21 protein-coding genes and 2 pseudogenes are annotated in these 24,747 nt (G+C 53.5%); 10 read left to right on the forward strand and 13 right to left on the reverse strand.

Annotation, left to right across the window (positions count from 1 at the left end; translation table 11 throughout):
* Positions 1 to 303: 303 nt before the first annotated feature.
* The 7 genes from ACQKE4_RS14920 to ACQKE4_RS14950 all read right to left on the reverse strand — a co-directional run bounded on the left by ACQKE4_RS14920 (position 304) and on the right by ACQKE4_RS14950 (position 5,976).
* Entirely contained in the window at positions 304 to 1,329 is a 1,026-nt protein-coding gene (locus ACQKE4_RS14920; protein WP_427389153.1) for a c-type cytochrome, read from the reverse strand.
* Complete coding sequence (locus ACQKE4_RS14925) at positions 1,326 to 1,991, reverse strand: c-type cytochrome (RefSeq protein ID WP_427389154.1); 666 nt, start codon at positions 1,989 to 1,991, stop codon at positions 1,326 to 1,328. The genes ACQKE4_RS14920 and ACQKE4_RS14925 overlap by 4 nt, the downstream gene beginning before the upstream one ends.
* Before the next feature lie 28 nt (positions 1,992 to 2,019).
* Positions 2,020 to 3,354 carry an ATP-binding protein gene (locus ACQKE4_RS14930; RefSeq protein WP_427389155.1) on the reverse strand — a complete coding sequence of 445 codons (1,335 nt, stop codon included), beginning with the start codon at positions 3,352 to 3,354 and terminating at the stop codon, positions 2,020 to 2,022.
* Entirely contained in the window at positions 3,351 to 4,052 is a 702-nt protein-coding gene (locus ACQKE4_RS14935) for a response regulator (protein WP_427389156.1), read from the reverse strand. The genes ACQKE4_RS14930 and ACQKE4_RS14935 overlap by 4 nt, the downstream gene beginning before the upstream one ends.
* A 121-nt stretch (positions 4,053 to 4,173) precedes the next feature.
* A complete protein-coding gene (locus ACQKE4_RS14940) occupies positions 4,174 to 4,581 on the reverse strand; it encodes a DUF6691 family protein (protein ID WP_427389173.1) in 408 nt (135 codons plus the stop codon).
* A 47-nt stretch (positions 4,582 to 4,628) separates the two neighbouring features.
* A complete protein-coding gene (locus tag ACQKE4_RS14945) occupies positions 4,629 to 5,096 on the reverse strand; it encodes a YeeE/YedE family protein (protein WP_427389157.1) in 468 nt (155 codons plus the stop codon).
* Between the two features lie 10 nt (positions 5,097 to 5,106).
* The gene (locus ACQKE4_RS14950; protein ID WP_427389158.1) at positions 5,107 to 5,976 is read right to left on the reverse strand and encodes an MBL fold metallo-hydrolase; all 870 of its coding nucleotides are present in this window, start codon (positions 5,974 to 5,976) and stop codon (positions 5,107 to 5,109) included.
* 207 nt (positions 5,977 to 6,183) lie between these two features.
* Here ACQKE4_RS14950 and ACQKE4_RS14955 point away from each other — a divergent pair.
* Positions 6,184 to 7,787, forward strand: a pseudogene (locus ACQKE4_RS14955) (methyl-accepting chemotaxis protein).
* 98 nt (positions 7,788 to 7,885) lie between these two features.
* On the opposite strand, the gene ACQKE4_RS14960 reads toward ACQKE4_RS14955, so the two are convergent.
* The 3 genes from ACQKE4_RS14960 to ACQKE4_RS14970 all read right to left on the reverse strand — a co-directional run bounded on the left by ACQKE4_RS14960 (position 7,886) and on the right by ACQKE4_RS14970 (position 11,502).
* Positions 7,886 to 9,106, reverse strand: coding sequence for a glycosyl transferase (locus ACQKE4_RS14960; protein WP_427389159.1), 1,221 nt, complete (start codon positions 9,104 to 9,106; stop codon positions 7,886 to 7,888).
* Between the two features lie 48 nt (positions 9,107 to 9,154).
* On the reverse strand, positions 9,155 to 10,084 hold the full coding sequence (locus ACQKE4_RS14965; protein ID WP_427389160.1) for an HAD-IIB family hydrolase: 930 nt from the start codon (positions 10,082 to 10,084) through the stop codon (positions 9,155 to 9,157).
* A gap of 419 nt (positions 10,085 to 10,503) precedes the next feature.
* On the reverse strand, positions 10,504 to 11,502 hold the full coding sequence (locus tag ACQKE4_RS14970) for an OmpA family protein (protein ID WP_427389161.1): 999 nt from the start codon (positions 11,500 to 11,502) through the stop codon (positions 10,504 to 10,506).
* Positions 11,503 to 11,774: 272 nt separating this feature from the next.
* On the opposite strand from ACQKE4_RS14970, the gene ACQKE4_RS14975 reads away from it, so the two are divergent.
* From ACQKE4_RS14975 to ACQKE4_RS14985, 3 genes are all read left to right on the forward strand, one after another.
* Positions 11,775 to 12,440, forward strand: a complete 666-nt coding sequence (locus ACQKE4_RS14975; RefSeq protein WP_427389162.1) for a hypothetical protein — start codon at positions 11,775 to 11,777, stop codon at positions 12,438 to 12,440.
* Between the two features lie 73 nt (positions 12,441 to 12,513).
* Positions 12,514 to 13,074 carry a FlgO family outer membrane protein gene (locus ACQKE4_RS14980; protein ID WP_427389163.1) on the forward strand — a complete coding sequence of 187 codons (561 nt, stop codon included), beginning with the start codon at positions 12,514 to 12,516 and terminating at the stop codon, positions 13,072 to 13,074.
* Between the two features lie 127 nt (positions 13,075 to 13,201).
* Positions 13,202 to 13,930 (forward strand): glycosyltransferase family 32 protein, encoded by a 729-nt coding sequence (locus ACQKE4_RS14985; RefSeq protein WP_427389164.1) that lies wholly within the window; start codon positions 13,202 to 13,204, stop codon positions 13,928 to 13,930.
* A gap of 68 nt (positions 13,931 to 13,998) precedes the next feature.
* Here ACQKE4_RS14985 and glyA read toward each other — a convergent pair whose 3' ends face one another.
* Positions 13,999 to 15,264, reverse strand: a complete 1,266-nt coding sequence (glyA, locus tag ACQKE4_RS14990) for a serine hydroxymethyltransferase (RefSeq protein ID WP_427389165.1) — start codon at positions 15,262 to 15,264, stop codon at positions 13,999 to 14,001.
* Between the two features lie 549 nt (positions 15,265 to 15,813).
* Between glyA and ACQKE4_RS14995 the strand changes: the two genes are divergently transcribed.
* From ACQKE4_RS14995 to ACQKE4_RS15005, 3 genes are all read left to right on the forward strand, one after another.
* Positions 15,814 to 16,257, forward strand: a complete 444-nt coding sequence (locus ACQKE4_RS14995; RefSeq protein WP_427389166.1) for a LexA family protein — start codon at positions 15,814 to 15,816, stop codon at positions 16,255 to 16,257.
* Between the two features lie 66 nt (positions 16,258 to 16,323).
* Positions 16,324 to 17,625 carry a Y-family DNA polymerase gene (locus ACQKE4_RS15000; protein WP_427389167.1) on the forward strand — a complete coding sequence of 434 codons (1,302 nt, stop codon included), beginning with the start codon at positions 16,324 to 16,326 and terminating at the stop codon, positions 17,623 to 17,625.
* A 43-nt stretch (positions 17,626 to 17,668) separates the two neighbouring features.
* Positions 17,669 to 18,778 carry an LBF_2804 family protein gene (locus ACQKE4_RS15005; RefSeq protein WP_427389168.1) on the forward strand — a complete coding sequence of 370 codons (1,110 nt, stop codon included), beginning with the start codon at positions 17,669 to 17,671 and terminating at the stop codon, positions 18,776 to 18,778.
* A gap of 4 nt (positions 18,779 to 18,782) precedes the next feature.
* On the opposite strand, the gene ACQKE4_RS15010 is transcribed toward ACQKE4_RS15005, so the two are convergent.
* Both ACQKE4_RS15010 and ACQKE4_RS15015 read right to left on the reverse strand, forming a co-directional pair.
* The gene (locus ACQKE4_RS15010) at positions 18,783 to 20,246 is read right to left on the reverse strand and encodes a sodium-dependent transporter (RefSeq protein WP_427389169.1); all 1,464 of its coding nucleotides are present in this window, start codon (positions 20,244 to 20,246) and stop codon (positions 18,783 to 18,785) included.
* A gap of 79 nt (positions 20,247 to 20,325) precedes the next feature.
* A complete protein-coding gene (locus ACQKE4_RS15015; RefSeq protein ID WP_427389170.1) occupies positions 20,326 to 21,549 on the reverse strand; it encodes a YbfB/YjiJ family MFS transporter in 1,224 nt (407 codons plus the stop codon).
* Positions 21,550 to 21,773: 224 nt separating this feature from the next.
* Here ACQKE4_RS15015 and ACQKE4_RS15020 point away from each other — a divergent pair, with 224 nt between their 5' ends.
* The 3 genes and pseudogenes from ACQKE4_RS15020 to ACQKE4_RS15030 form a co-directional block, all read left to right on the forward strand.
* Positions 21,774 to 23,048, forward strand: coding sequence for a M20/M25/M40 family metallo-hydrolase (locus ACQKE4_RS15020; protein ID WP_427389171.1), 1,275 nt, complete (start codon positions 21,774 to 21,776; stop codon positions 23,046 to 23,048).
* 251 nt (positions 23,049 to 23,299) lie between these two features.
* Positions 23,300 to 23,452, forward strand: coding sequence for a hypothetical protein (locus tag ACQKE4_RS15025; RefSeq protein WP_427389172.1), 153 nt, complete (start codon positions 23,300 to 23,302; stop codon positions 23,450 to 23,452).
* Positions 23,453 to 23,464: 12 nt separating this feature from the next.
* Positions 23,465 to 24,688: pseudogene (locus ACQKE4_RS15030) on the forward strand (SLC13 family permease); the annotation flags it as partial.
* Positions 24,689 to 24,747: the final 59 nt, after the last annotated feature.

Consider the following 24,747-nt stretch of genomic DNA (forward strand, 5'->3'; position numbering starts at 1 on the left):
GTAGGAGGCCGCTTCCAGCGGGCGAAGGGTGCCGAAGGCACCCCTTAGGTTCGGCTGGCTAGGTGCCTAAATCTTCGCGAGCTGAAGCTCCCTCCTACAAATAGCTATTGGCACCAGCGCAATAATCAAGCTCCACACCATTGTAGGAGGCCGCTTCCAGCGGGCGAAGGGTGCCGAAGGCACCCCTTAGGTTCGGCTGGCTAGGTGCCTAAATCTTCGCGAGCTGAAGCTCCCTCCTACAAGCCGCCATCAATACCAGTGCAGTGATCAGGCTCTGCAAGCTGATAGTTTCATCTGCCCTTGCTACTCTTCCGCCAGGTTCTCAAACCTTGGCATGCCAACGTTCCAGGGCTGGATATCGCCTTTTTCACCAAAATTATCGTGATCACCTAGCACATGCCCGTCGTGTTCACGGGTTTGCCCGTACAGTGAACGGTCGTGGAAAGTGGGCCCAAACAGTTCAAGTGTTTCCGCTACATCACCCGTGTAGCGGGGATCTTGGGGGCGCTCTTGGCTACTTACATAATACGCAATATCCCAAGCATCTTGATCGCTGAGAGATCGCGGCTGACCAAGGGGCATATTTTGGTAAATAAAACCGGCCATGGTTTCCACTCGCGCAATCCCTGCCCCCCAGTTATTGGAACCGTCGCCCCAGGGTGGTGGGAATACATAATCGCCGTTTTCGTAATGCCCGGAACCGTCTTCCTGGTGGCATATCGCACAGTTGGCCTGATAAGCCGCTTCACCACGGGCATAGTCGGGTGATTGCTCAGGCTCATCGGGTGCGGGGAAGCCACGCCCATAAATCGGTTTATCCGGGTACATGGGGGCCCCGGTCGCTAGCCACTGGTGATAGGCACTCAGCGCCAGCATTTCATCGCTGCCATATTCCGGCGGCACACCATTCATGGAGTAGGCAAAACAACCGGCAATACGCTCTTCAAGGTTATTTACGTGCTGATTCTTGCCTCGGAAATCAGGCAGTGTAATAGCGGCAGCCCATACCGGTGCGCTAAACGGCACCCGCCCTTCCCCTAGGTGGCAACTGGAGCAATTCATATCGTTATAAACATACTCATCGCGCAACTGCTGAGTATTGGTAAATAAATCGTGACCATAGCGGATGACTTTCTTCAGTTCAGGATGAAGGTCTGAGTTTTCAAGGTCTTCCATGGTGGGCGGCTCATGAACCAGCATATCCAACGCCGCATCCGCCCTTTCTTCCTGCTGGGCAAAAGCATTGGTGGCATAAAGACTAATGCCCGCGCCTATAGCAAGCGAACAGCCGGTTATCACTAATACAAGAGGTCGACGGCAGGTTATCATTGTGCACTCTCCTGTGCAGCGGGAGCGGGCTGGGTGGCATACCAGGCAGATACCGCCTGGATATCGTCATCACTCATGCGCTTGGCAATAGCGCCCATTAAATTTTGCGGATCGTTGCTGCGTGTCTCATTTTTCCACGCCGTCAACTGAGCGCTGATATAGCCAGCGTGCTGGCTGGCAATGCCAGGAAAATCGCTGCCAACCCCGGTTCCTCCTGAACCATGGCAGCTTTGGCAGGAGACAATGTAGGCATTCCAATCACCCCGTTCGGCGAGCTGCTGCCCCCTTGCCAGGAGTGTTTCTTCGGCCTCATCGCCACCTTGCCCAGGAGTTATCTCAAGCTGACTGTAGTAGGCCGCTACATCAGCGATCTGCTGATCATCAAGCATATTGGCGAAGGACATCATGCTGGCACTCTGACGACGACCTTCTTTAAAGTCGTGCAGTTGTTTAATGATGTAGTCAGCATTTAGCCCGGCTAAGCGGGGCCAGGACTCCCCACCAGGAACATGCATCCCGCTGCCATCGGCCTGGTGACAGGCGGTGCAGGTAGCGGCGGCGGCTTGCCCCCGATCAACATCACCTTCCTCTGCCACTGCACCTGCGGTAGCCAAACCAGCCCCCACCAACAGGCTAAACCTTAATAATCTTTTGTTATTCATATTGTTTTCCCCCTTACATTAGCGTTTTTTAGCTATTCGCCACCGGCACCTTCAAACAGGCGGTAAAACCACCGCCAACGGGACTTTCGAATGTCACACTTCCCCCAAACCGCTCAGCAATCGCCGCCACAATCGCTAACCCCAAGCCGCTCCCCTGCTGCTTACTGGCGCGCCAAAAACGCTGGGTAAGCTGTGCCAGTGTCGCTTCATCAACGCCTGGCCCTTGATCTCTAACGCTGAAGGTCAGATAACTTGCCCCTGGTTGCCACTCAGCGGCCAGGGCGATGGGGGTATCTGCGGGACCATGGCGCAAGGCGTTATCTAGCAAGTTACGCAGCGCAGTAATCGCTAACTCACGCGGCATAACAAGCGTGGCTTCTGGCCAGCTAGACGGCACCACAAAGCGCTCCGACATACTTTGTTCTGACATACTCTGCTGGCTATCGGCTAAGGCATGCTCGGCCACATCGGCTACACGACTCGCTTCACCGTCATCAAAACGCAAACGTCCTTCCACCCGTGCCAGGGTTAATAGCTGATCAAGAGTAGAACTCAACCGCACCACCCCCTCTTCGGCGTGATTAAGCGAAGTCATTGCCGCCTGCCCATCTTGCCGACGGGCCACTTGCAGATGGGTTTTGATCGCGGTGAGTGGGGTGCGCAGCTCATGGGCGGCATCGTTAGTGAAACGCTGTTCACGAATGACGGTTTGTTGTATCCGCGCCAGCAGCGCATTGAGGGTATCGATGAGTGGACGAATTTCTTTGGGTAAACCGTAGGTTGCCACAGGCGCCAGGGCATCGGGATGGCGCTGAGCCAGTGACTCGCGCAGCCGTGTAAGCGGGACCAAACCACGCCAAATGCCTAACCATAGCGCCACCATGCTGCCTACCAGCGCCACCACAAAGGGCACCACGGCCATTCGCACCACGCCGCTGAGCAGCAAATTGCGTTCATCCATTCGATCTGCGGTGGTAATGATCACGCCACCGCGCTCATAGGTGAACACCCGCCACGTCACACCATCTGCCTGGCGGTAAGCGTGGCCGCCTTCTCCGGGCGCTAGAATGTCATCCATATCGGCATGGGTACGCGCCATGATTTCGCCCTGAGGTGAATTCACCTGGCAAGCGAGGCCTTCGATGGGGGGAATAGACAGCACGGGGAACTCAGCGTCCTGCCACGCTTCAAACGGCAGTTGAAGGACTAATCCGGCCACCATTCGTGCCGACTGCGCTAAACGCTGGTCCAGGGTTTCCACAAACTTCTCTTCCAGGTCGCGCATTAGCCACGCCGCGGCGACCCCCCAAAGTAATGCCAGGGTTAAGCCCAGGGTGAGCAGTAACCGCGAACGCAAACTCATAGCTGACCTTTGTAGGGCGCACCGGCTAAATGAACTGCCTCAGGCTTTCCCAACCGATAACCCAGCCCACGCACTGTCTCAATCACACCGTTGCCCAATTTGCGGCGTAAGTGGTGGATATGCACGTTTAGCGCGTTACTCTCGACATCGTCATTCATGCCGTAAAGGCTATCTTTAAGCTGGTCGGCAGAAAGCACACTGCGCGGCGATTGCAGAAAGGTTTCAAGCAGCACCAACTCGCGTCGAGACAGCATAATCAGCTGTTTGTCGACGTACACTTCCCGTGCCGTTGGATCTAAACTGAGCGCGCCATGGGCAATTATCCCGCTACTTCGCCCCGCCACTCGCCGCAGTAAAGCATGCAAGCGGGCCACCAACTCATCCAAGTCAAAGGGCTTCACCAGATAGTCGTCGGCACCGCCTTGCAGGCCGTCCACGCGATCACGCACCGCATCTCTTGCCGTCAGTACCAGCACAGGCACATCAATGCCTTGTTCACGCCACTCTGCTAACAGCTGTAAACCATCACCATCAGGCAAGCCGCGATCAAGAACGACGACATCACTGGTAACCGTTCGGAGTATCTGGCGGGCAGCGTTAAGTGTAGAGACATGATCAACGACGAAGTCAAACGTCATTAAACCAGTACGAATCCCCGCAGCGACCAGCGGGTCATCTTCAATGAGCAAGACGTGCATAACGGTTTCCTTTTTATTACCTGTCATCATGGCTGCCGCGGATTAAAGCAGCGTTAAGCAAACAAAAAACGCCCTTGCTGTGACGGCAAGGGCGATAGCGTTTAGATCATTTAGGTGGGGTCTATTGAGCAAGGCGCTTCGCAGCGAACCACCCGATTACCATGGTGAACAACATGGCCGATAGCGGCAGCGACAGCCCACCAATAGAAGCAATGGCCGGGCCTGGGCAGTAACCCGAAAGCCCCCAACCAATCCCGAACAAGGCAGCGCCTCCCAGTAGCTTGGCATCCAGCTCCCTCTTAGTCGGCAGTTGAAAAACGCCTCCCAGCACTGGAGCTGAGCGCCTGAACACCAGTCGATAGCCGATAAAGGTGGTCATAACGGCCCCGCCCAATACAAACATCAGCGTAGGATCCCAGGCACCCGCCACATCTAAAAAGCCCAGCACACGTGCCGGGTCGGTCATACCTGACACTGCCAATCCCAAGCCGAAAAGCAGTCCCGCGGCGTAGCCAGCGGCGGTTTTCATTACACCGCCATTCATTGAGCTATTCATTGAGTTATTCATGGCAATACTCATTGAAGACCACCTATGCCTATCAAGTGACGCGAGATATAAACCGTCACAATCGCCATGACCAAAAACACACCGGTGGCTGCCATGGAGCGTGGCGCTAAACGCGCCAAGCCACAGACGCCATGGCCGCTAGTACAGCCACTGCCCAGCCCTGTGCCCACACCCACCAGCAGCCCTGCCACGAGCATCAGCCCTACACCACCAGCAGGTGCGCCAATCACTTCGCCAGGACTACCCGTCACGTTTCCTAATCCGCCGCCCAATAACATGATGGCCAGTGGGCCGCTGATTAATCCCAGCAAAAAGGCTAACCGCCAGGCGCTATCGCCCTTGGGGCGCAGCGTTATCAAGTTGCCGACGATGCCACTAATGCCCGCGATGCGGCCCAACGTTGCCATCAGCCACGTAGCGGAAAGGCCGATTAACACGCCACCAGCTAACCCTTGCAGGCTTGCCATCCAGTCCATACCACTTCCCCTACTTAAATTTATTAATGGGTACTTTTAGATAAACGTCGCCATTGTCTTCAGCAGGCGGCATATGCCCCGCACGCATGTTGACTTGGACAGAGGGAATAATCAGCCTTGGCATGCCGAGCGTGGCATCCCGCTCGGTACGCATTTTCACGAATGCCTCTTCACTGATGCCCTCATGCACATGAACGTTAGCCTGCCGTTGTTCAGCCACGCTGGTTTCATGCTGGAAGGTATCGCGGTCAGGGGCTTTGTAGTCGTGGCACAAAAACAGGCGCGTTTGCTCAGGCAGCGCCAACACTTTTTGAATGGAGTGATACAGGGTGCGAGCATCACCCCCAGGGAAGTCGCAGCGAGCGGTGCCATAATCCGGCATAAAGAGCGTATCGCCTACGAAGGCAGAATCCCCAATAACATAGGTCAAGCAAGCGGGCGTGTGGCCCGGTGTATGCACCACCTTTCCCTGCAAACCACCAATACTGAACACATCGCCTTCATTGAACAGCGTATCAAATTGGCTACCATCCCGGGCAAACTCGCTGCCCGCGTTAAATGCTTTACCAAATATCTCCTGCACCTCCACTATCTTGGCACCAATACCTGTTTTACCGCCTAGCTGTTCATGCAGATAGGGCGCGGCTGATAAATGATCGGCGTGAACATGGGTCTCCAAAATCCATATGACATCAAGCTTGCGATCACGAATAAAAGTAATGATGGCATCCGCTGAACGTACGTCCGTTCGCCCGGCGGCATAATCAAAATCGAGCACTGAATCTATAATTGCACAGGCAGTGCTATCCGGATCCTGCACAACATAGCTAAAGGTATTCGTTGGCTCATCAAAAAAGTGGGTAACAATTGGGCGCTGCATCGAAGCCTCCCGTGGAGTGGTTTTCATATCGATGTGGTACATAAACATCATAGTACATAAATGTTATATATTTATACTTTTTTAGAATATAAAGCCATTGCTACCAACAAATATGTGCAAAACAGCGTCTCTTAAATATTTTACTAATGTGTGGTGACGCTAAGCCAATATTGAATAAATCACTTAATTACAAAAATAAGGAAAACCATGACTCAATTAACAACAACACAAAAGCTATGGGGAACGCTGGGAATTATCTGGGGCGCCATGCTGATTTTGGTTGGCTGGTTAGCCTGGGAGAATCGTCAGACGATTGTGAGCGAACGCCGCGACAGCATCCAGTACGTAGTTGAAAGCGTGCATAGCCAGCTAGAAGCCCTGCAGGAGCAGGTAGCTGCCGGTGATCTCAGCCTTGAAGAGGCCCAGCAGCGCGCCATCGACAATATATCCAGCGTCAACTTCGGGGCTGGCGAGTATATTTTCTCTTTTAACGACGACTTACTGATTATTTCCCACCCCAGCCGCACGCCTGGCACCGACATGACCGATTATCAAGACGCCAGCGGTATGGCGCTTTACCCGGAGTTGCTGCGTGCTTCCCAAGCAGGCGTCGGCCATGTTGGCTACCACACTACCCGAGCGGGTGGAGACGAACAGATACCGAAAACCAGTTATGTCATGTCCCTTCCCGAGTGGCAATGGTCATTGGCGACGGGCGTTTATGTCGATGATATTAATAGGCCTTTATTGCTGGCTTGATTCGCTCAATAGTAATTCTGCTCATCATCGGCTTGCCGGTCACGCTATTAATGGGCTGGGTTATTCGCGACGTTTCTCATCGTTTAGGCGGCGACCCACGCTACACCGCCAGCGTCGTCCGCCATATCGCCGACGGGGATTTAACCCAAGTCACTCAGCTTTCAGTAAAAGATCAAAACAGTTTGCTGTTTGATATTAACCGTATGCGCGAAACCCTGGCCGATACGATTGGCGATATTCATCTTGGTGCAAGTCAGGTTAATAGTGGCGTAGAGCAGATCGTGGGCGTTAATGAAGAGCTTTCGACACGCACCGAAGAGCAGGCGGCTTCGTTAGCTGAAACGGCTACCAGCATGGAGCAGCTCACCGCCACTGTAAAACAAAACGCTGAACATGCTGATCATGCGCGTACGCTTGCCACTAGAGCAGCCGAGAGCGCACAGCGGGGCAGTGATTCCATGTCCAACGTCACGACCACTATGGCCACCATTAACGAAAGCGCCACCCAAATGAGCAGCATCGTTAACACCATTGACGGCATTGCCTTCCAAACCAATATATTGGCGCTCAACGCCTCAGTAGAAGCAGCGCGTGCTGGTGATCAAGGCCGCGGCTTCGCCGTGGTGGCCAATGAGGTTCGCCAGCTCGCCAGTCGCTCTGCGTCAGCCGCCCAAGAAATCAAAAAGCTGATTGAAGAATCAGATAGCAAAGTGGTGGAAGGCAGCCGCCAAGTGCGTGACACCGGCGATGTCATCAACAGTATGGTGGATGACATTAAACAGTTAAGCACGCTGGTGCAGGACATTTCTGCGGCCACCATCGAGCAAAGCAGCGGCATCGAGCAGGTCAACCAAGCCGTGACCCAGATGGACCAAATGACCCAGCAAAATGCCGGTTTGGTGCAAGAGAGTAACCATGCGACTCAAACCCTGGCACAGCTAAGCAACCAGTTGCGCCAATTGGTTGCTCACTTCCGTATTAATCAGCATGCGGCCCATGACCAAGTTAGCTTGCCAGCTTCTGCTTCACGAGGTTTACCTCAGCACAGCTGATTTTTAGTTTAGCATGACCTAACAACCAGCTATGAAAAGCTAAGGCCAGCTACTTTTGGGTAGCTGGCCTTTTTATCTAAATAACGAGTTTGAAACGCCTACACCTTCCCCTGATTATCGAGTTCTACCGCTTCATGCATACGTGCGAGCAGGTCTGGCACGGCAGCCTGTACCCGGTTCCAGCTAGGAATAAAGGGTCGCTCGCGGGGGTTATCGATAAACAGATTGCCCGCTTCGAGAAGATTACTGGCAAATAACTCTACGGCTTGCTCTTCCGTGTGGCGGTCAAGGCTTAACCCATTCATCGTGGCATCATGGTCATAGGCTTCAATCAAATCCAATGCAAAGCGGTAGTAAGTGGCCTTGAGCGTGCGGAAATCTTCGCTGCTAAAGGTGATGCCCTGGGTCGCTAATTTACGATAGAGCGCTTTCGATATATCCAGGCTCATGCGATTTAAGCCGCCATCCGGATCCTCTTCACTAACCGGCTGATGCTTATGGTCATAGGCATCGGCAATATCCACCTGGCAAAGCTGACGCAGCGAGTAGTTTCGATGCAACTCGGACAGCACGCCGATCTCTAACCCCCAATCCGCAGGCATGCGAATGCCTTCGAGCACGTCGCTTCGCATGGCAAACTCACCCGACAGCGGGTAACGAAAGCTATCCAGATAATCGAGATATGGCAGCGGCCCGCAGACAGTTTTGAGTGCCCGTAGTAGCGGCGTTACTAACAACCGTGAAACACGGCCATTTAACTTGCCCTCCGCGATACGGGGGTAATAGCCTTTACAGAAACTATAGTTAAAGTTGGGGTGAGCCACCGGGTACATCAGGCGTGCCAGCAACCCTCGCTCATAGGTCAAAATATCGCAATCGTGCAGCCCTATGACTTTTGACCGGCCTGATGCCAGCACATAGCCTGCGCAGTACCACACGTTACGGCCTTTGCCAGGCTCCAAAGCTCCCAGCCCGTGATCTTCCAGCTCTGCATCCAGAGCACGCAGGCGTGGGCCATCGTTCCATAAAATGCGCGTATGCTGGGGCAAGCGTGAGAAAAACTCACGTGCGTATAAGAACTGTTCGCGATTCGCTCGATCCAGACCAATCACAATCTCGTTCAGATAAGGCACTTTAACCAGCTCATCGACAATCGCCGATAACGCGGGTCCTTCCAATTCCGAAAATAGCGACGGCAGTATCAATCCCATTGGGCGGCGGTGAGAAAACTGACACAGCTCCTGCTCAAGCGCTTCTACCGGACGTCGAGTCAGGTTGTGAAAATCCGTAATAATACCGTTCTGATGAAAGTCACTCATTCGCTTACCTCCCTGGATTTATAGAGCTGGTTTTTACAGAACTGATTTTTACAGAGCCAAGGCATCACACGCTTCCGCCGTTTCTACACGGCGGTCGTCTCGCCCCCACCAGTGGGTCACCCCCTCAGCCCAACCAGTCGGCCCTGTTGCCTGCGTGCGGTATAGCGAAGCGTTACTCGGCTCGACGGTTAAGTCGTGACAACCTCGAATAACAACGGCTTGATCTACTGTATCCAGCATAGTGATATCATTCGGCCCATCCCCCAAACCGAGCGAAAGTGGTGTACGCCCTCTTAAGGCGGTGAAACGTTTGATCAGCCACTCTACGGCGGTGCCTTTATCAGCCGAGCGTCCCATGACATGCCAAAACCGACCTCCTTGGGTTAGCTGTAGCCCATCCCCTTCTAAAGCGGCACGAAAGGTATCCAAAGCAGCATCGGTGTCGTGCCATATCAGTGGTTCACTGCCTTCCCGTTGGCGGGCATTTTTGGCACGAGCCTCATCTAGTCCGGTAAGCTCCATCACTTCTTGAACGCTCAACTCACCCATTCTTGTAAAACGAATATCCAGCCGTTCACGCCATACTTTCAATCGGGCGCGGATAAAACCAATGTCCACACCAGGGTGTTTGATAACAACGCCATCCCTGCCACTACCTGGGCGATCCAAACGTGCATGGCACCACCCTGGCGGCAAACCAATAACAGCACCATTTTCAGCAATAAACGGCGTAGCCGTGAGGCCTAACGCTTCACGTAAAGGGATCAATTCGGCACGGGTTTTGCTGGTGACTGGAATTACTGGCACACCCATCTGCTTTAACCGAGCAAGCCAAGGCACAGCGGGACTGAAATCATAACTATGATGATCCAGCAATGAGCCATCTAAATCGGTCACTACAAGACGCGGCTGCAACGCAGGGTCTGGCGAACAAAGTGGCTGGGAAAGTGACACAGTAAGACGAGCGGATTCAGGCATGGCACTACCTCTTTTCGATCTCAACACATGGCTAAGACGTCATGTCTGGACTACCTAGTGGCTATCAGTAACCTATTTATAATAAGTTACTCAGCAAATTGCAGGCCAAAAAAGATAAGTGTTGTTACAGCAGTAGGTTACATCGAATTTTACAGACATAAAGCGTTGGGCCCGTATCAGCACCAAAAAGAAGCATCCTGCATGCACCAAAAAAGATCATAGAACATAACGCAACATTTTAGACGTACATGCATAAAAAGTTTATCCACTCCCTTGGCAACGCTGCGTTAATAGCTACACTGAACTTATACCCACCAGCGATTCTGTACACCCCTCACCTGATGCCAGTGGGCTGCAGTGAACCAAGCCCTTTATTGCCCGCCTCCCCCGACGGGCTTTTTTTTAAACGCTCTAATCAGTTACTCAACGTGAATCACTACTTCCACGCGACGATTTCGTGCACGCCCCTCTATCGTACTGTTGTCTTCCAAAGACTGCGTGGCTGCCAGCCCTACGGCCCGCAATCTTTCTGGGGATACACCCGCCGCCTCTAAGGCCTCAACAATAGCGATAGCGCGAGCACTGGAAAGCGCCCAGTTCGATGAGTAGTCGGGCGTATTAATCGTTTGGCTATCGGAGTGACCCTCTACCCATACCTCACCATCGTAGCGCTGAATGGTTTCAAGCAGGCTGCCTACTAACGATGAGCCGTTGGTAGTGAGCTCTGCTGCCGCTGAGGGAAACAGCAGTTGATCCTGTACCCGCAAACTTATCCCCTCTGCCACCCGTGAGACTTCCACACCGTCTAAATCAGGTAAATAGGCAGACGAACCTACACGCTGGGAAAGCGCTTGCTCTAAAGCGACGGCACCAGAGATAGACTCATCGCTCACCGCCTGCACATTAACGGGCGGGCGATCAGTTAACACCACCATATAATCTGCTAGAGGCGAAGAAAGATCATCACTGCCAACGGGCATGAGTAAGCGAGGCAAAGGAAGCATCGATTGAACTAGGGATTCGCGTGTGGGTGCAGGAGCGGCCAACAGAGGAGGCACACCGTACCTGATGCGCCGAGGCAAGCCAGCGACGCCTAGCGCAGCACTGATGGCCATTGGACTTAACCCGGCCTCGCTCATTATCAGCATATCCTCGCGCGGAGGGCGCGCCTGTACTAGCGAGGCAGGTAAGGGGACGTCCAGTGCAGGCGACGAAGGGAAAACATAGTCGCTGGGCGTATCATGCTCAAACCATTTTGGGTTAGACGACCCTGCAGCGGCAATAATGATAACAAAGAGGGCCACCAGCAAGGTCATGATATCCAGATAGCTAATCATCCAGCCACTATTGCTATCGCTTTCGTGATAGGCCGACATGAGCGAATCATGACGTGGACCGCTGCGGTGATCTTCAAGCATTGCTATTATCGCTCATTAAAGTTTTGAACCTCGTGGCCGATGTAACCATTTAATACACGCCATGTATCACAAACCCTGTACTGCATAACCAGTGCCAGAAAACCAGTACCAGAAAACAAGCCTCGCCATTAGGTATCCCAATGTGGGCATGGCAAACTAGTCTATCAAAAAGCCGTTTAGTAGCGAGAAGGAACCAGCAGGTGCGCATGCTTCCCATACCATCACGATTATCTTATTTCATACGGCCGGTTAGTTTGGGGCTTGCGAGCTTAATGCTCAGCGGCTGCTTTTATGCCAATACGTCTCAAGCGCCAATCGCTACGACCTACCCCTATTCTGAGCAGCAGCGCATGCAGGCGGCTCAGCATTGGGATGTGCTTGCCCGCCACGAAGCGAGCAGTATTTTGCAGCGCGAACGTGTCCGCAATCGAGACCTGCACATCACCGAAGCAGATAGCGCTGGACTACACGCTTACAGCGGCGGTGAATTTGGACGCGGCTTTCGTACCCTATTGACCAGTGAGCTGGTCTCGCGGGGGGCCAACTTAACCACCGTACCTACTCCTAACAGCGCCAATATCAGTATTGATGTAGAAGTAATAGAGCACCGTGACCGAGGTTTTATTCGCCCGCCAGTAGGGGCCTTTACCGCGCTCACCGCGGGTATCGCGGTAGCGACAATCCCCTTTAACCAGTGGAGAGAGCCTGCCTTAGCTTTAATACCTGCAGGCATGCTTGCTGATACCACCAGCGGCAGCTGGACGCATACCGGTAATGAAGAAATCATTGTGACGACGCAAATCATCGATGGCGAACGCATTCTCTACTCTTCGTCCAACATTTACTACATTAACGCTGGTGATCGCCGCCAATATGCCCCTCACCGAGTGCCTCAAGCGCCTGCGACTCCTTCCGTCTCCATTACTGACACGTGGTAATACCATGTTTTTTAAAACTATATTTTTTAATGCCATGTTTTTGAATAGCATGTTTTTGAATAGCGTGTTTTTTATGAATACTCGTCACCGCTTATCCCAGGCAATCTCGCTGGGGCTTGTCATACTTATGCTGACAGGCTGTAGCAACCTGGGCAATGCTAACAACACACAGGCACAGCCAGAACCAGACCTTTCTGAACTGATACATGCTGCTGCCGAACAAATGATTGCCAACAACCCAGAACTCACTCGCTATAGCCCCATGATTGCGGCCACATTTGTGAGCATCGACAACCTTACTCAATCGTCGACGTTGGGCCGAATGAGCTCAGAAATTATGGCATCGGCACTCGCCCGCCAGGGCATGCAGGTGCGTGAAGTTAAAATGCGCGATAGTATGTTCATTGAAGAGAGCGTCGGAGAGTTAATTCTCTCGCGGCAGGTGCAGCGCTTAAGTGCCCAGCACAATGCCCGCTCCATCCTGATGGGTACCTATGCACAGGGCCAGGATTTTGTGTATGTTAGCGCTCGTGTTGTGCGCGCTGGTGATGCCATGGTACTTGGCACCGCCGATTTCCGCTTACCATTAAATAACAACACCCGCAGTTTATTAGAGGGACAAGGAGGCTGGTAAGGCCTCAACGATGATCCCTGACTATTAAGGACGAAAATTTTTTTCAATGGCTCTACGGCAAACGTTTAAGCAACACATTATCGTTATTTTTAGTCGGCTCATTAAGCTGGTCGCCAATCTTACCAAGGTGCTCAGCTACCCTTTTCACGGCTTATTTCCTAAAAAACGCTTCACGCTGCCAGCCTACGCGCGCCCCTGGCTGAAGCCCTCGGGCCAGGCTGCAGCAATCCCCAGAATTATTTGGCAGACCAATTTCACTGACCAAGTGACCCTCCCCGTCTACTTGAACTACCTGTTTAATAGACTGATGGCACCACGCTTTGAATACCGGTTCATGGTGACAGAGGCAAGGCACCAATTTATTGCCCAACACTATGGCGATGAGATTATTGATAGCTACTCAAGATTACAGATAGGTGCCGCCCAAGCGGATTTTTGGCGGTTGCTGGTGCTCCAACACCACGGCGGTGTTTATCTAGATATTGATGCTCATGCTATCTGGCCGCTGAGTGACATCATTCCTGCTGACATTGAAGAACTTTATGTCGTCACGCGACGGGGAGATTTCAGTAATTATTTCTTCGCCAGCAAGCCGAATAACCCCAACCTAGAGCAATTAATTAAACAGGTTAATAGCAATATCAAAGACAATCAGCTTACCAATGTTTTTGATTTAACTGGCCCTGGCGTCTTCAATCAATGGTTAAAGATGGACGAGGTGCCTACCGTCTCCTACCGCCATGCCAGCAACCAAGGCAGCTTTACCAATGAGCATTTTCAGTACATCGACAAAGCAGCAGGCAAGTGGACGAAGGAGCAAAAAACAGTAAGTATTATTCGACCAGAAGAAAAATAACCTTCCAAAAAAAGAGACCCTGTCATTGGCAGGGTCTCTTTTCTCTCAAAGCAAATTACCGATTAAACTTACTTATAAACCGGGTAGCGCGCACATACGGCGGCGGCTTTATCCAGCACCTGCGCTTCAATCGCGCTGGTGTCTTCGCCTTTGGCCAGCACATCGAGAATGTCGCAGATCCATCCTGCTAGATCACTACACTCCTGCTCACCAAAACCACGGGTGGTGACCGCTGGGGTACCGATACGCAGGCCGGAGGTGACAAACGGGCTTTGCGGGTCGTTGGGTACAGCGTTTTTGTTTACCGTGATGTGGGCACGACCTAACGCGGCGTCCGCATCTTTGCCTGTGACGCCCTGCTTGATCAAAGACAGCAGGAACAGGTGGTCTTCAGTGCCGCCGGAAACGATGTCGTAACCACGGTCAATAAACACCTTGGCCATTGCCTGGGCGTTCTTGACTACCTGCTGCTGGTAGGTTTTGAACTCTGGCTCCATGGCTTCTTTGAAGCAGACCGCTTTGGCCGCGATCACGTGCATTAACGGGCCACCTTGGCCGCCGGGGAAGACGGCGGACTGCAGCTTCTTCTCAATATCAGCATCGTTTTCTGCCGAGAGAATCACGCCACTACGCGGGCCGCGCAGGGTTTTGTGGGTAGTGGAGGTAACCACGTGAGCATGGGGCAAGGGGCTGGGGTAAACACCCGCTGCGACCAGACCGGAAACGTGGGCCATATCGACCAGTAAGTAAGCACCGACTTCATCAGCGATTTCGCGGAACTTCGCCCAATCAACAAACTGCGAGTAAGCGGAAAAGCCAGCGATGATCATTTTCGGCTTATGCTCGCGGGCAAGCTCGGCCACTTGGTCGTAATCAATCAGGCCTTGCTCGTTCAGACCGTACTGAATGGCGTTGTAGTGCTTGCCAGAAAAGCTCGGTTTGGCACCGTGGGTTAGGTGGCCACCAGCATCCAGGCTCATGCCTAAAATGGTATCACCGGGCTTAACCAGCGCTTGGAAAACGGCACTGTTCGCCTGGGAGCCAGAGTGTGGCTGAACGTTAACGTAGGTAGCGCCAAACAGCTCTTTGGCGTAATCAATGGCCAGATTTTCAGCGATATCGACGAATTCACAGCCGCCGTAGTAACGCTTGCCAGGGTAGCCTTCGGCATACTTGTTGGTCAGCTGGCTGCCTTGGGCTTCCAGTACGCGGGGGCTGGCGTAGTTTTCGGAAGCAATCAGTTCGATGTGGGCTTCTTGACGCTCCACTTCTTTCTGCATGGCATCAAACAGCACATCATCGAATCCGGCAATTGTCATATCGCGGCTGAACATCGGCGGGAACCTCGTAACGAGAAAGGGTCATCATGGGAGAAGCGAGGACGCTATCATAACGCAGCCTGACGCGACTTTCATCGCATCCGCGTCAGGTCGCACATGAGCATGTTTCATATTGAGCTGGCCATCAAAAGCTGACCAATTAGACAACCATGCTACTTTTCTCATTTGCTACTTTTCTCTTTTGCTACTTGAGCTCGAAGGTAAGACGCCGGGGATTACCGAAGAAGTGCATGCCGTGACCTCCGTATAAGAGACCTTAAGCATAACATTAAGCTAATAAATGTTGGGTACTCACTCGGACGCAGTGAGGCAATATCAGAGGCTCCCGCCACTACTATTTCAGATTGCCGCGTCGCGGCGATCTCGAAACTAACCTGCCACCGCCTACTCAGATTGCCGCGTCGCTGCGCTTCTCGCAATGACCTATGGCGTGTCATTGCGAACGCGGAAGCGTAGTAACGGGAGTAACCACCCACTTGCATTTTTTTCCTCAACATTAAATACTGTATATTCATACATATTCAACCAGTCAGGGTGCCGACGATGCCGGGCCAGTCAGCTCACTTTGTGCCAGCCTTGCCGTTAACCTCTCAGCCGCTGCCTTATTTAACTTTCACGGGTCGCGCGGGTTTTAGCGGTTTTCCTTCACCTGCGCAGGATTACGAGCCACGCACGCTAGACCTTAATGTTCGGCTGGTTAAGAACCCTACCGAGACATTTTATGTCACCGCGACGGGGGACAGTATGGAGGGGTGGGGCATTTATGACGGTGATTTACTGATTGTTGACCGGGGTGTTAAGCCCCGTTTAGGGCATTTTTTGGTGGCGATGTTTGAAGGTGAAGCACTGATCAAACGCTATGCGCTGCACCAGGGTTTCCCACACCTCTGCTCTGCTCACCCGGACTATCCACCGCTGCCCCTTGAAGGTAGCGACTGTCAACTATGGGGGGTGGTGAGGGCTGTCGTGCACGAGTATTTACGTTGATATGAGCTTTTGCGGTGACTAAGCCTTTACGGTGACTAGGCCTTTGCGGTGGCAGGAGTATTAAGGATGATCGGGTTAATCGACGCCAACAATTTTTATGTCAGCTGCGAGCGGGTATTTCAGCCCCAGCTCGAAGGCAAGCCGGTGGGCGTGATGTCGAACAACGACGGCTGTATCATCGCTCGCTCAACAGAGCTTAAAGCGCTAGATATCCCGATGGGTACGCCTGCGTTCAAACTTGAAGGGTTGCGCCAGCGTGGTGAGATCCACCTGCTGTCGTCCAACTATGAGCTTTATGGGGATATGTCGGCTCGCCTGACGCAGCTATTGCGCGATGCCTGTCCAGACGTGGCACCCTATTCCATCGATGAAATGTTCGTCTACTTAGACGGATTAACCATTGAGCAGTGCGAAGCGCTGGGACGTCGCTTGCGTCAGCGCATTCGTCGCCATTTGGGATTGCCGGTGTGCGTGGGGCTTGCCCCAACCCACACGCTCGCCAAGCTGGCCAACCATCTGGCTAAGCAAGACCCTCACTATCAAGGCGTTTGCCTGCTTAATGGACAGGATCACACCAGCGGGGCGCTGCTTAAACGTACCCCGGTAGGCAGCGTGTGGGGCGTTGGTCACCGGCTTGCCGAACGGTTAGTGGTGGGCGGGATTAATACCGCCTGGGACCTGCGTGAATGCAATGCCAAACAGTTGCGTAAGCGCTTCTCGGTGATGCTAGCACGCACCGCGCTTGAGCTACGCGGCACGCCATGCATGCAAATGAATGCCGTGGATAAGCCGCGGGAGCGCATTATGACCTCCCGCTCTTTCGGTCAACCGACCGGTGTGTTTGCGGAAGTGCATAATGCGCTGCGCCGTCACGCCCAGCGGTGTGCTGAAAAATTGCGTGAACAGCGCAGTTTAGCCCGCGCTGTGATGGTGTTTCTTAACACTAACCGCCATCGACGCGACCAGCTGCAATATTTTCCTAATGCATTAATACCGCTGCCCTCACCCAGCGATGACACCCGTGTCATTCTTGACGCCGTTCGCCAAGGCCTTGAACAGATTTATCGCCCGCGCTACCAGTTTATGAAAGCTGGCGTGATGCTACTCGACTTGGTAGATGCCGAGCAGTATCAGATGTCCCTGCTGCATCAGCCTGCCCGTGACCGCCACCCGTTTTTGATGGCTACGGTGGATCAGATCAATCAGCAAATGGGGCAAGGCACGATTAGTTTTGGCATGACGGATGCGCCAGCCGCTTGGCAGTTACGCTGCGCCCATCGTTCTAACCGTTTTACCACCCGCTGGGATGAGCTTATGAAAGTGGGTACTCACCCCGGCGCGATCCAGGCGTGTACTTCGCGACCGTAACCGTTACCCTGAGGCCTCAAATGCGCAGGAAACGCTTGCCCCTATGTCTCTCACTCGTCCAGATAAAGAGTATGCGCCATCGCCTGGCTTGGCCCAGCGCTGGGCTAACCGTTATATACACCGTTATTTTCGCCGTCATCCGGCACTTCTCTCCCCCGACCCGCAGGCGCTGAAGCGTACCCGGCGCTGGATTATTGCGTGGGCAGCGGTCGCCGGGATTATTTCCGGCACGCTGATTGGTGGTGCCGAGTGGTTTATGCGCGCCTTTGCGACTGGCAACTGGGAAGCGATGAGCCTGCGGGAACAGCTCCCCTATTGGGCAGGCTACCTGGCGGTAGCAGGGGTTGTAACGGCCCTGGAAATTGGTTTTTTATATTGGAATGCACTGCGTGGTGTAGCGAGCATTACCCGCTTGGCTGGCCTCCGCTATGGTCAACAGCAGCCACTAGAGCCCGACATTCAGCTCACCATACACGGTGTTACGCGGGCGGCCTTGGAGTACCCAAGCCCAGGTAGCCTTATTTATGGCGTTGACCCTCACGCTTACCTGCGAGGCTGGAAACTATCCATTAGGGCGCTGTTTTACCGTTTAAAAATTAGCTTAAGCAGTTTTATTCTGCGCTTATTGTTGCGTCGCTTACTGGGCCGCCTAACGCTACGCGGCTTTTTGCCCGTGCTGACCGGGCCGCTCTACGCCGTATGGAACGCTTGGATTGCGGCACGGATCACCCAAGAAGCCTATTTGCAGGCACGCGGGCCAGCGCTGGTTAAGCACTTGATGGAAACGCTGGCAGATAGCGATGAGCATACTCGCCAACTCGTGGCACAGGGCGTTGGGGAGCTAATTATGCGCAACCAGCACCCACACCCGAATTTAGTGCTGCTATTAGCTCGCCTGCTCAATAGCCTGCCCGATAAGCCACCAGCGATTGAGATTGATTGGCCAACCGCCCTACAGAACTATGCGCAGCTTAATGACCCATCGCGTAAGACATTGCTCAGTGCCCTCACCCAGGCGGCACTGCTCAGCGGTACCTACCGAGGCTCGCGAAAGCGGTTTTTAAAGGAGGTGTTTGCGACTTGCCAAACGCCACTGCTCAATGAGGATATAAAAGCGCAGCAGCAGCGTTTGTTATCGGGTCAGGCGCCGTAACGCGTTATGCCGTTCTCAACGCCTGGCGCAGCCGGGGGTTGAGGGTTTCGCCCAACGCCACCATGGCAACCAAAATAGCCAGCAGCCACGGCCAGTGGGCTGCAAACGTGACTTGATATAAACCCAGGGCATCAACAAAAATCACCACAATGCCGAGAGGGCTAACGTAGCGCACCATGATTAGCCAAAGTGCATAGGGCAGCGGCGCAAGCGCCAGCTCTTCGCGAAAGCTGTCGCTTTTCAATACAAACCCCGCCAGTACGACCATACCTAAGCCGCCCAGCGGCATCATCCAGCGTGACGTCAGGTAGTCTAACCAGTCGAAAACGTTTTTACCTGCCAGCGTCCAATCGGCGCCTAGGTTGAACGACAGCATTGCCAACGTGCTGATCAACCACAGCACAATGCCTGTTCCCCACGAGGCCGCTCGGCGTGAAATGCCTTTGTTATCGCACAGCCAGGAAACCGTGGCTTCGACCATAGAGATCGACGAGGTCAGTGCGGCCATGGAGAGCATCAAAAAGAACAGAACGCCAAACAGCGTGCCAAAAGGCATCGCCTGGAACGCCAGCGGCAGGCTCATAAAGATCAGCCCAGGGCCTTCACCGGGGTTCATGCCGTTAGCAAAAATCACCGGGAAGATCGCTAGCCCCGCCATCAGCGCTACTACTGTATCCGCCAACGCTACGCTTACCGTGGTACGGCCAATAGAAGCGCCTTTGGGCAGGTAACTGCCGTAGGTAAGAATCGCCCCTGAGGCGAGGGAAAGAGTAAAGAAGGCGTGGCCAAGCGCTGCCAGCATGCCTTCACTGGAAAGGCTGCCCGCGTTGAACGAGAACAGGAAATTGATCGCTGCACCAAAGCCGCCGGAAAACACCCCGAAACCAATCAGCACCACTAGCATAACCACCAGACCCGGCATCATCCAGCTAACGCTTTTCTCAATCCCCTGCTGCACGCCTTTGCCTACAATTAGCATGGTTAGCAGCGTGACTAAGGTACTCCAGAAACCAAGATTTAGCGGATTGGCGTTATTTGCCCCAAACACCGCGGCCATATCATCAACGCTATTGCCCACGAGGCCACCGGTCAGCATCTTCCACAGATACGAGAACGACCAGCCCGCCACCACCACGTAAAACGACAGGATCATAAAGCCGCACAGCATCGCCATCCAGCCGATTAACGACCACGCTGATGACCGGCCAGATTCACTGACGACACGGCGAATAGCATCAATAGGGCTACCGCGGCCACGTCGCCCAAAAGCGATTTCGGTCATCATGACCGGCACGCCCACCGCAAAGATACAGGCTAGATACACCAGTACGAAGGCACCGCCGCCGAATTCACCGGTGATATAGGGAAATTTCCAGATGTTGCCTAGCCCAACCGCCGAACCGGTGGCTGCCAACATAAACCCCCAGCGGCCTAGCCACTGAGTGCGAGGTTGCCCAGAAGAGGTCATTTGCCCATTTATCCTGTCAGAAAAAAGGCGCTCATCCTAAAGGATTTCACGGGCGATGCCCACAAGGGCCTGTTGACATTTACGCATATACCGAGGCTTTCGCGGCGGCATCCAACCGCTGAGCGGTTTGATCCACCTTGCGCAAACAGGCTAGCAGCACGACGCCAAGCGTCACGAAGCCACCCGCCAGCCACAGCCCAACGCTGTAGTGGCCTGAAGCTTCAGCCAGCATGCCGGTTAACGCTGGGGCGCATATCTGGGCAGCGCCATAAGCAAGCGTCATCTGCCCCATTAATCGCGCGGGGCTTGAAGGATAAAGCCTGCCCGCCATGGTCAGTACCAGGCTGACACAGCCAAGGAAGGTGCCGCCATAGAGCACGGCGCTAAGCAGCACAATCGCTGCATTGGCGGTAATGGCAGGCAACACAATACCCACTACCTGAATCGCCATGGCAATAATCAGCGCCCCTAAATATCCCACTCGGCGTGCAACCAGATCCCATAGCATGACCGCAGGGGCGGCGGCGAGCCCCGCCAGAGCAAACGTCCAGTTGCCCATGCCCGCCAGTAGCGGTTCACGCTCAACAATAGCGACTAGAAAGGTAGCACTGATCACGTAGCCGTAACCGGCGCAAAAGTAGGCAGCGAGCATCCAGCGCATAAAGGTACGTGTGGGTGGCATCGCGGGCTGGCTGTTCGCTGAGGGGGCACCTATCACGGGTTTTTCCGGACGCGGCAACCACCGCCAAGCAGGCACGAGCAGCGCGGCACCCAGCAAGCTAAATCCCCACCACTGGGTCTGCCAGCTCAATGACAGCTGCAGCATCATTTCGACCGCGACCGCCGCGACTATCATGCCTAACCCCACACCGGCAAAATGAATACCCAACTCGCCTCGCTGGCGATGCTGGATTAACCAATGAAGAATCAGCCCTGACGCTAATAGCATGGAAGCGCTGCTGGAAAGCCCGGCCAAAAAGCGTAGTCCCGCCCACACCCAAAAGTGCTCGGTGAGTGCCATACCCGCGGTGGTCAGTACGGCCAGTACTAACCCGCAACGAAACAGCGTGTCTTTGATATAAATACTGTGAATAGAGGCGGCCAGCACCGCGCCCAACATATAGCCCGCGTAGTTAAGCGCCGCCAGCCAGCCACCATCGGCGTCGCCCATCCAGGTCTGCTGCTGCATCACCGGTAGCAATGGCGTATAGGCAAAACGCGCCACCCCAACGCACAATATCTGGCTAAACACACCTGCCAGAAGCACTCTAAAGCGTTGGAAACCTAGCGTTGCTGCGGTCATCGGGTGCTCCTTACCAGCGCTTAGCGACTTGTTAACGGCGACGTCGCTATTGTTATATTGATTAGCGTGCGTACAGTGCCGTCATAGTAAGGTGTTTCGAGTAGCGCGTCATGACCACCTAGGTCGGGGTCTGTCACTATATTAAGCGGCCTTCTCTACAAGCGGGGCGGGAATCTGGCAGACTAGAGGCGATTATCATCCACCGTAATAAGTGAGCAAAAACGATGAGCGATGCAGCAAAACCCTGGACACAGCCAATGCCCAGCGCGCAGTTCAAGCTGATGCGCGGTATTCTTGCTGCCCCCAGCCCTGTGGGCCTGGAAGCAGCGATGACTTACGGCGTACTCAAGCCCCATTTTGAAACCTTTGCCCCTGAAGGCTGGCATCTTCACCAGTTCAAGGGTAACGCGGGCGTTGTTCTGGACACCCATCCTGACCGCGACGATATGTTTAAGGTCATGATCATTGGCCATGCGGACAAAATCCGTATGCAGGTACGCTCAATTGGTGAGGATGGCAAGATCTGGATCAATACTGATTCGTTCCTGCCGACCGTATTGATTGGCCATGAAGTGAAGCTGTTTAGCGAAGACCCGGAAGCCCCTGGCAGCTATCGCTGTATTGAAGGTGGCACGGTGGAAGCGCTCGGTGCCATCCACTTCTCTGACCCTGGTCAGCGTGATGGCAGCAAAGGGCTTAAAAAAGAGCAGATCTACCTGGATCTGCAAATCCACGGCAAAAATAAAAAGCAGCAGGTGTTAAACCTGGGTGTGCGTCCTGGCGACTCGATCATTTTTGATCGCCCTATTCGTCCTGGCTTTAGCCCTAATACCTTCTACGGCGCCTACCTGGATAACGGCCTAGGCTGTTTTGTGGCCGCTGAAGTGGCACGCTTGATTGCGGAAGCAGGCGGCACGAAAAATGTGCGCGTACTGTTTGCGATTGCCAGCTACGAAGAGATTGGCCGCTTCGGTAGCCGCGTGATGGCGGGTGAAATGAAGCCCGATGCCCTGATTGGCGTTGACGTGAACCACGACTACGTGGGTGCACCCGGTATTGGTGACAAGCGCATGCAGCCGTTAGAGATGGGCAAAGGCTTCACCATGGCGGTAGGCTCGATTGCCAGCGAACAGCTCAACCGTATTATCGCCACCGCTGCTAAAGAGCATGACATTCCATTGCAGCGCGATATTGTGGGCGTGGATACCGGTACCGATGGTATGGCAGGCGTATTAGCATCAATCGACAGCGCTGCCACTTCAATTGGTTTCCCCATTCGCAATATGCACACCATCTCAGAGACTGGCCATACTCAGGATGTACTAGCGGCAATTCATGCCCTTACCCATACCCTGCAAGCACTAGACGCCCTGCCGGACCTACAGCGTGAATTCCTGGATAACCATCCGCGTCTGGACCAAGCCAGTCCGTTAACGCATCAAGGCAGCGCCAAGCCAAAAGATGAGGACGAAGATAGCGAAGAGGCACAAACAGTGTAATTAATTTTTTACTAATCTATCCTAAAATGACCTGCTAGGTATTTCTAGCGGGTCATTTTTATTTAGGCACATTTATTTAAGCGCACTTATTTAAGCACAATGCCTAACCCCCTTCGTGAAGCGTTTACCCCTCGTCATACCACTACTAAAGTTGCAGGCATTCAACCAACGTTTTATAAACCAAAGTGGTAGGATATTTTCTATAAATTAGCCAACCCTAACCAAGCTATTGTTTATTAATGGAGTTATACATGGGAGATTCATCGCTAGGATGGCGGCACTGGACGCCGTTACTGGCAGGGCCACTACTATGCCTACTCGTACAACTTTTTATGCCCGAGTCGCTTATTGACCCTGCTCCCCGCTTGGTTCTTGGCCTGACGGCATGGATGGCGGTGTGGTGAGTAACGGAACCCGTTCCGATTCCAGTCACTTCTTTTCTGCCGATGATTATTTTGCCGTTAAGTGGCGTGATGACATTAGATGACACCGTTGTTGGCTATGCCAACCCGGTTATCTATATGTATATGGGCGGTTTTATACTGGCCATTGCCATTGAGCGTTGGAACTTACATCGTCGCATTGCGCTGAATATTGTCAGCCGCATTGGCAATAGCCTGCGTAGTATCGTGCTCGGCGTGATGATTGCCTCGGCGTTTCTATCAATGTGGATTTCAAATGCCGCCACGGCATTAATGATGCAGCCTATTGCGGTCGCCTTGCTTGGCGAGTTGGATGAGCGTGATCAGTTCAATGGCACACAGCGGGACGCTTTCGCGCGCGTCCTGCTGCTCACCGTCGCCTATTCGGCCTCCATTGGCGGACTGGCCACCATTATTGGCTCGGTACCCAATGCGATTGTGGTGGCCATGATTCCGCAGTTTTTTGATGGAGTAGAAATTAGCTTTTTAGATTGGATGCTATTTGCGCTGCCCCTTACTCTGATAATGCTCGTTATCTTGTATTTTTACCTCACGCAATTCTACGCAAAAGTGCCCAATAACCGCTTAGAGGTCAATTTCGTTGCTCAAGAGCTAAAGGCACTCGGCCCTATGAGCAGGGAGGAGAAGCGCGTTCTGATGGTGTTTGTCACCACTGCGCTGGCATGGGCATTGCGGGGCTGGTTAGCGCCATTTTTCGACCTGCCGCTAAACGATACACTCATCGCTGTGATCGCCGCCGTGGCGCTATTTATTATTCCGGCACACAGTGAAAAGCGCAGTTTATTGGTATGGGATGATATGTCTCGCCTGCCCTGGGGGCTATTTATCCTATGGGGTGGCGGTATGACGCTCGCAGCCGCCTTCAGTGCCAGCGACCTAACAGGGTGGATCAGTCAACAACTGCAGCTACTGGATGGGGTTAATTACTTCTTACTTATCCTATTTATGGTGCTATTGATGCTGTTCTTAACAGAGATCATCTCCAATACAGCGACTGCCAATATGGCTATCCCGATTACGGCGGGAATGGCGGCCGCTATTACCACGGGTAACCCGCTTGGCTTGATGGTAGCCGTCGCCCTGGCGACCACCTGTGCCTTTATGATGCCTATTTCTACGCCCCCTAACGCTGCTGTTTTTTCAACGGGGCGTATTACGATCGAGTTAAGCTCAAGTCTGGTGTATGGGAGGAGGTAGGAAGGGTGGCGTATCCTGTTGATTGATCACGACCAAGATCTCAACCAACACGAGTGGAT

This window comes from Halomonas sp. NPDC076908 (assembly GCF_050269715.1).
GTDB lineage: Bacteria > Pseudomonadota > Gammaproteobacteria > Pseudomonadales > Halomonadaceae > Vreelandella.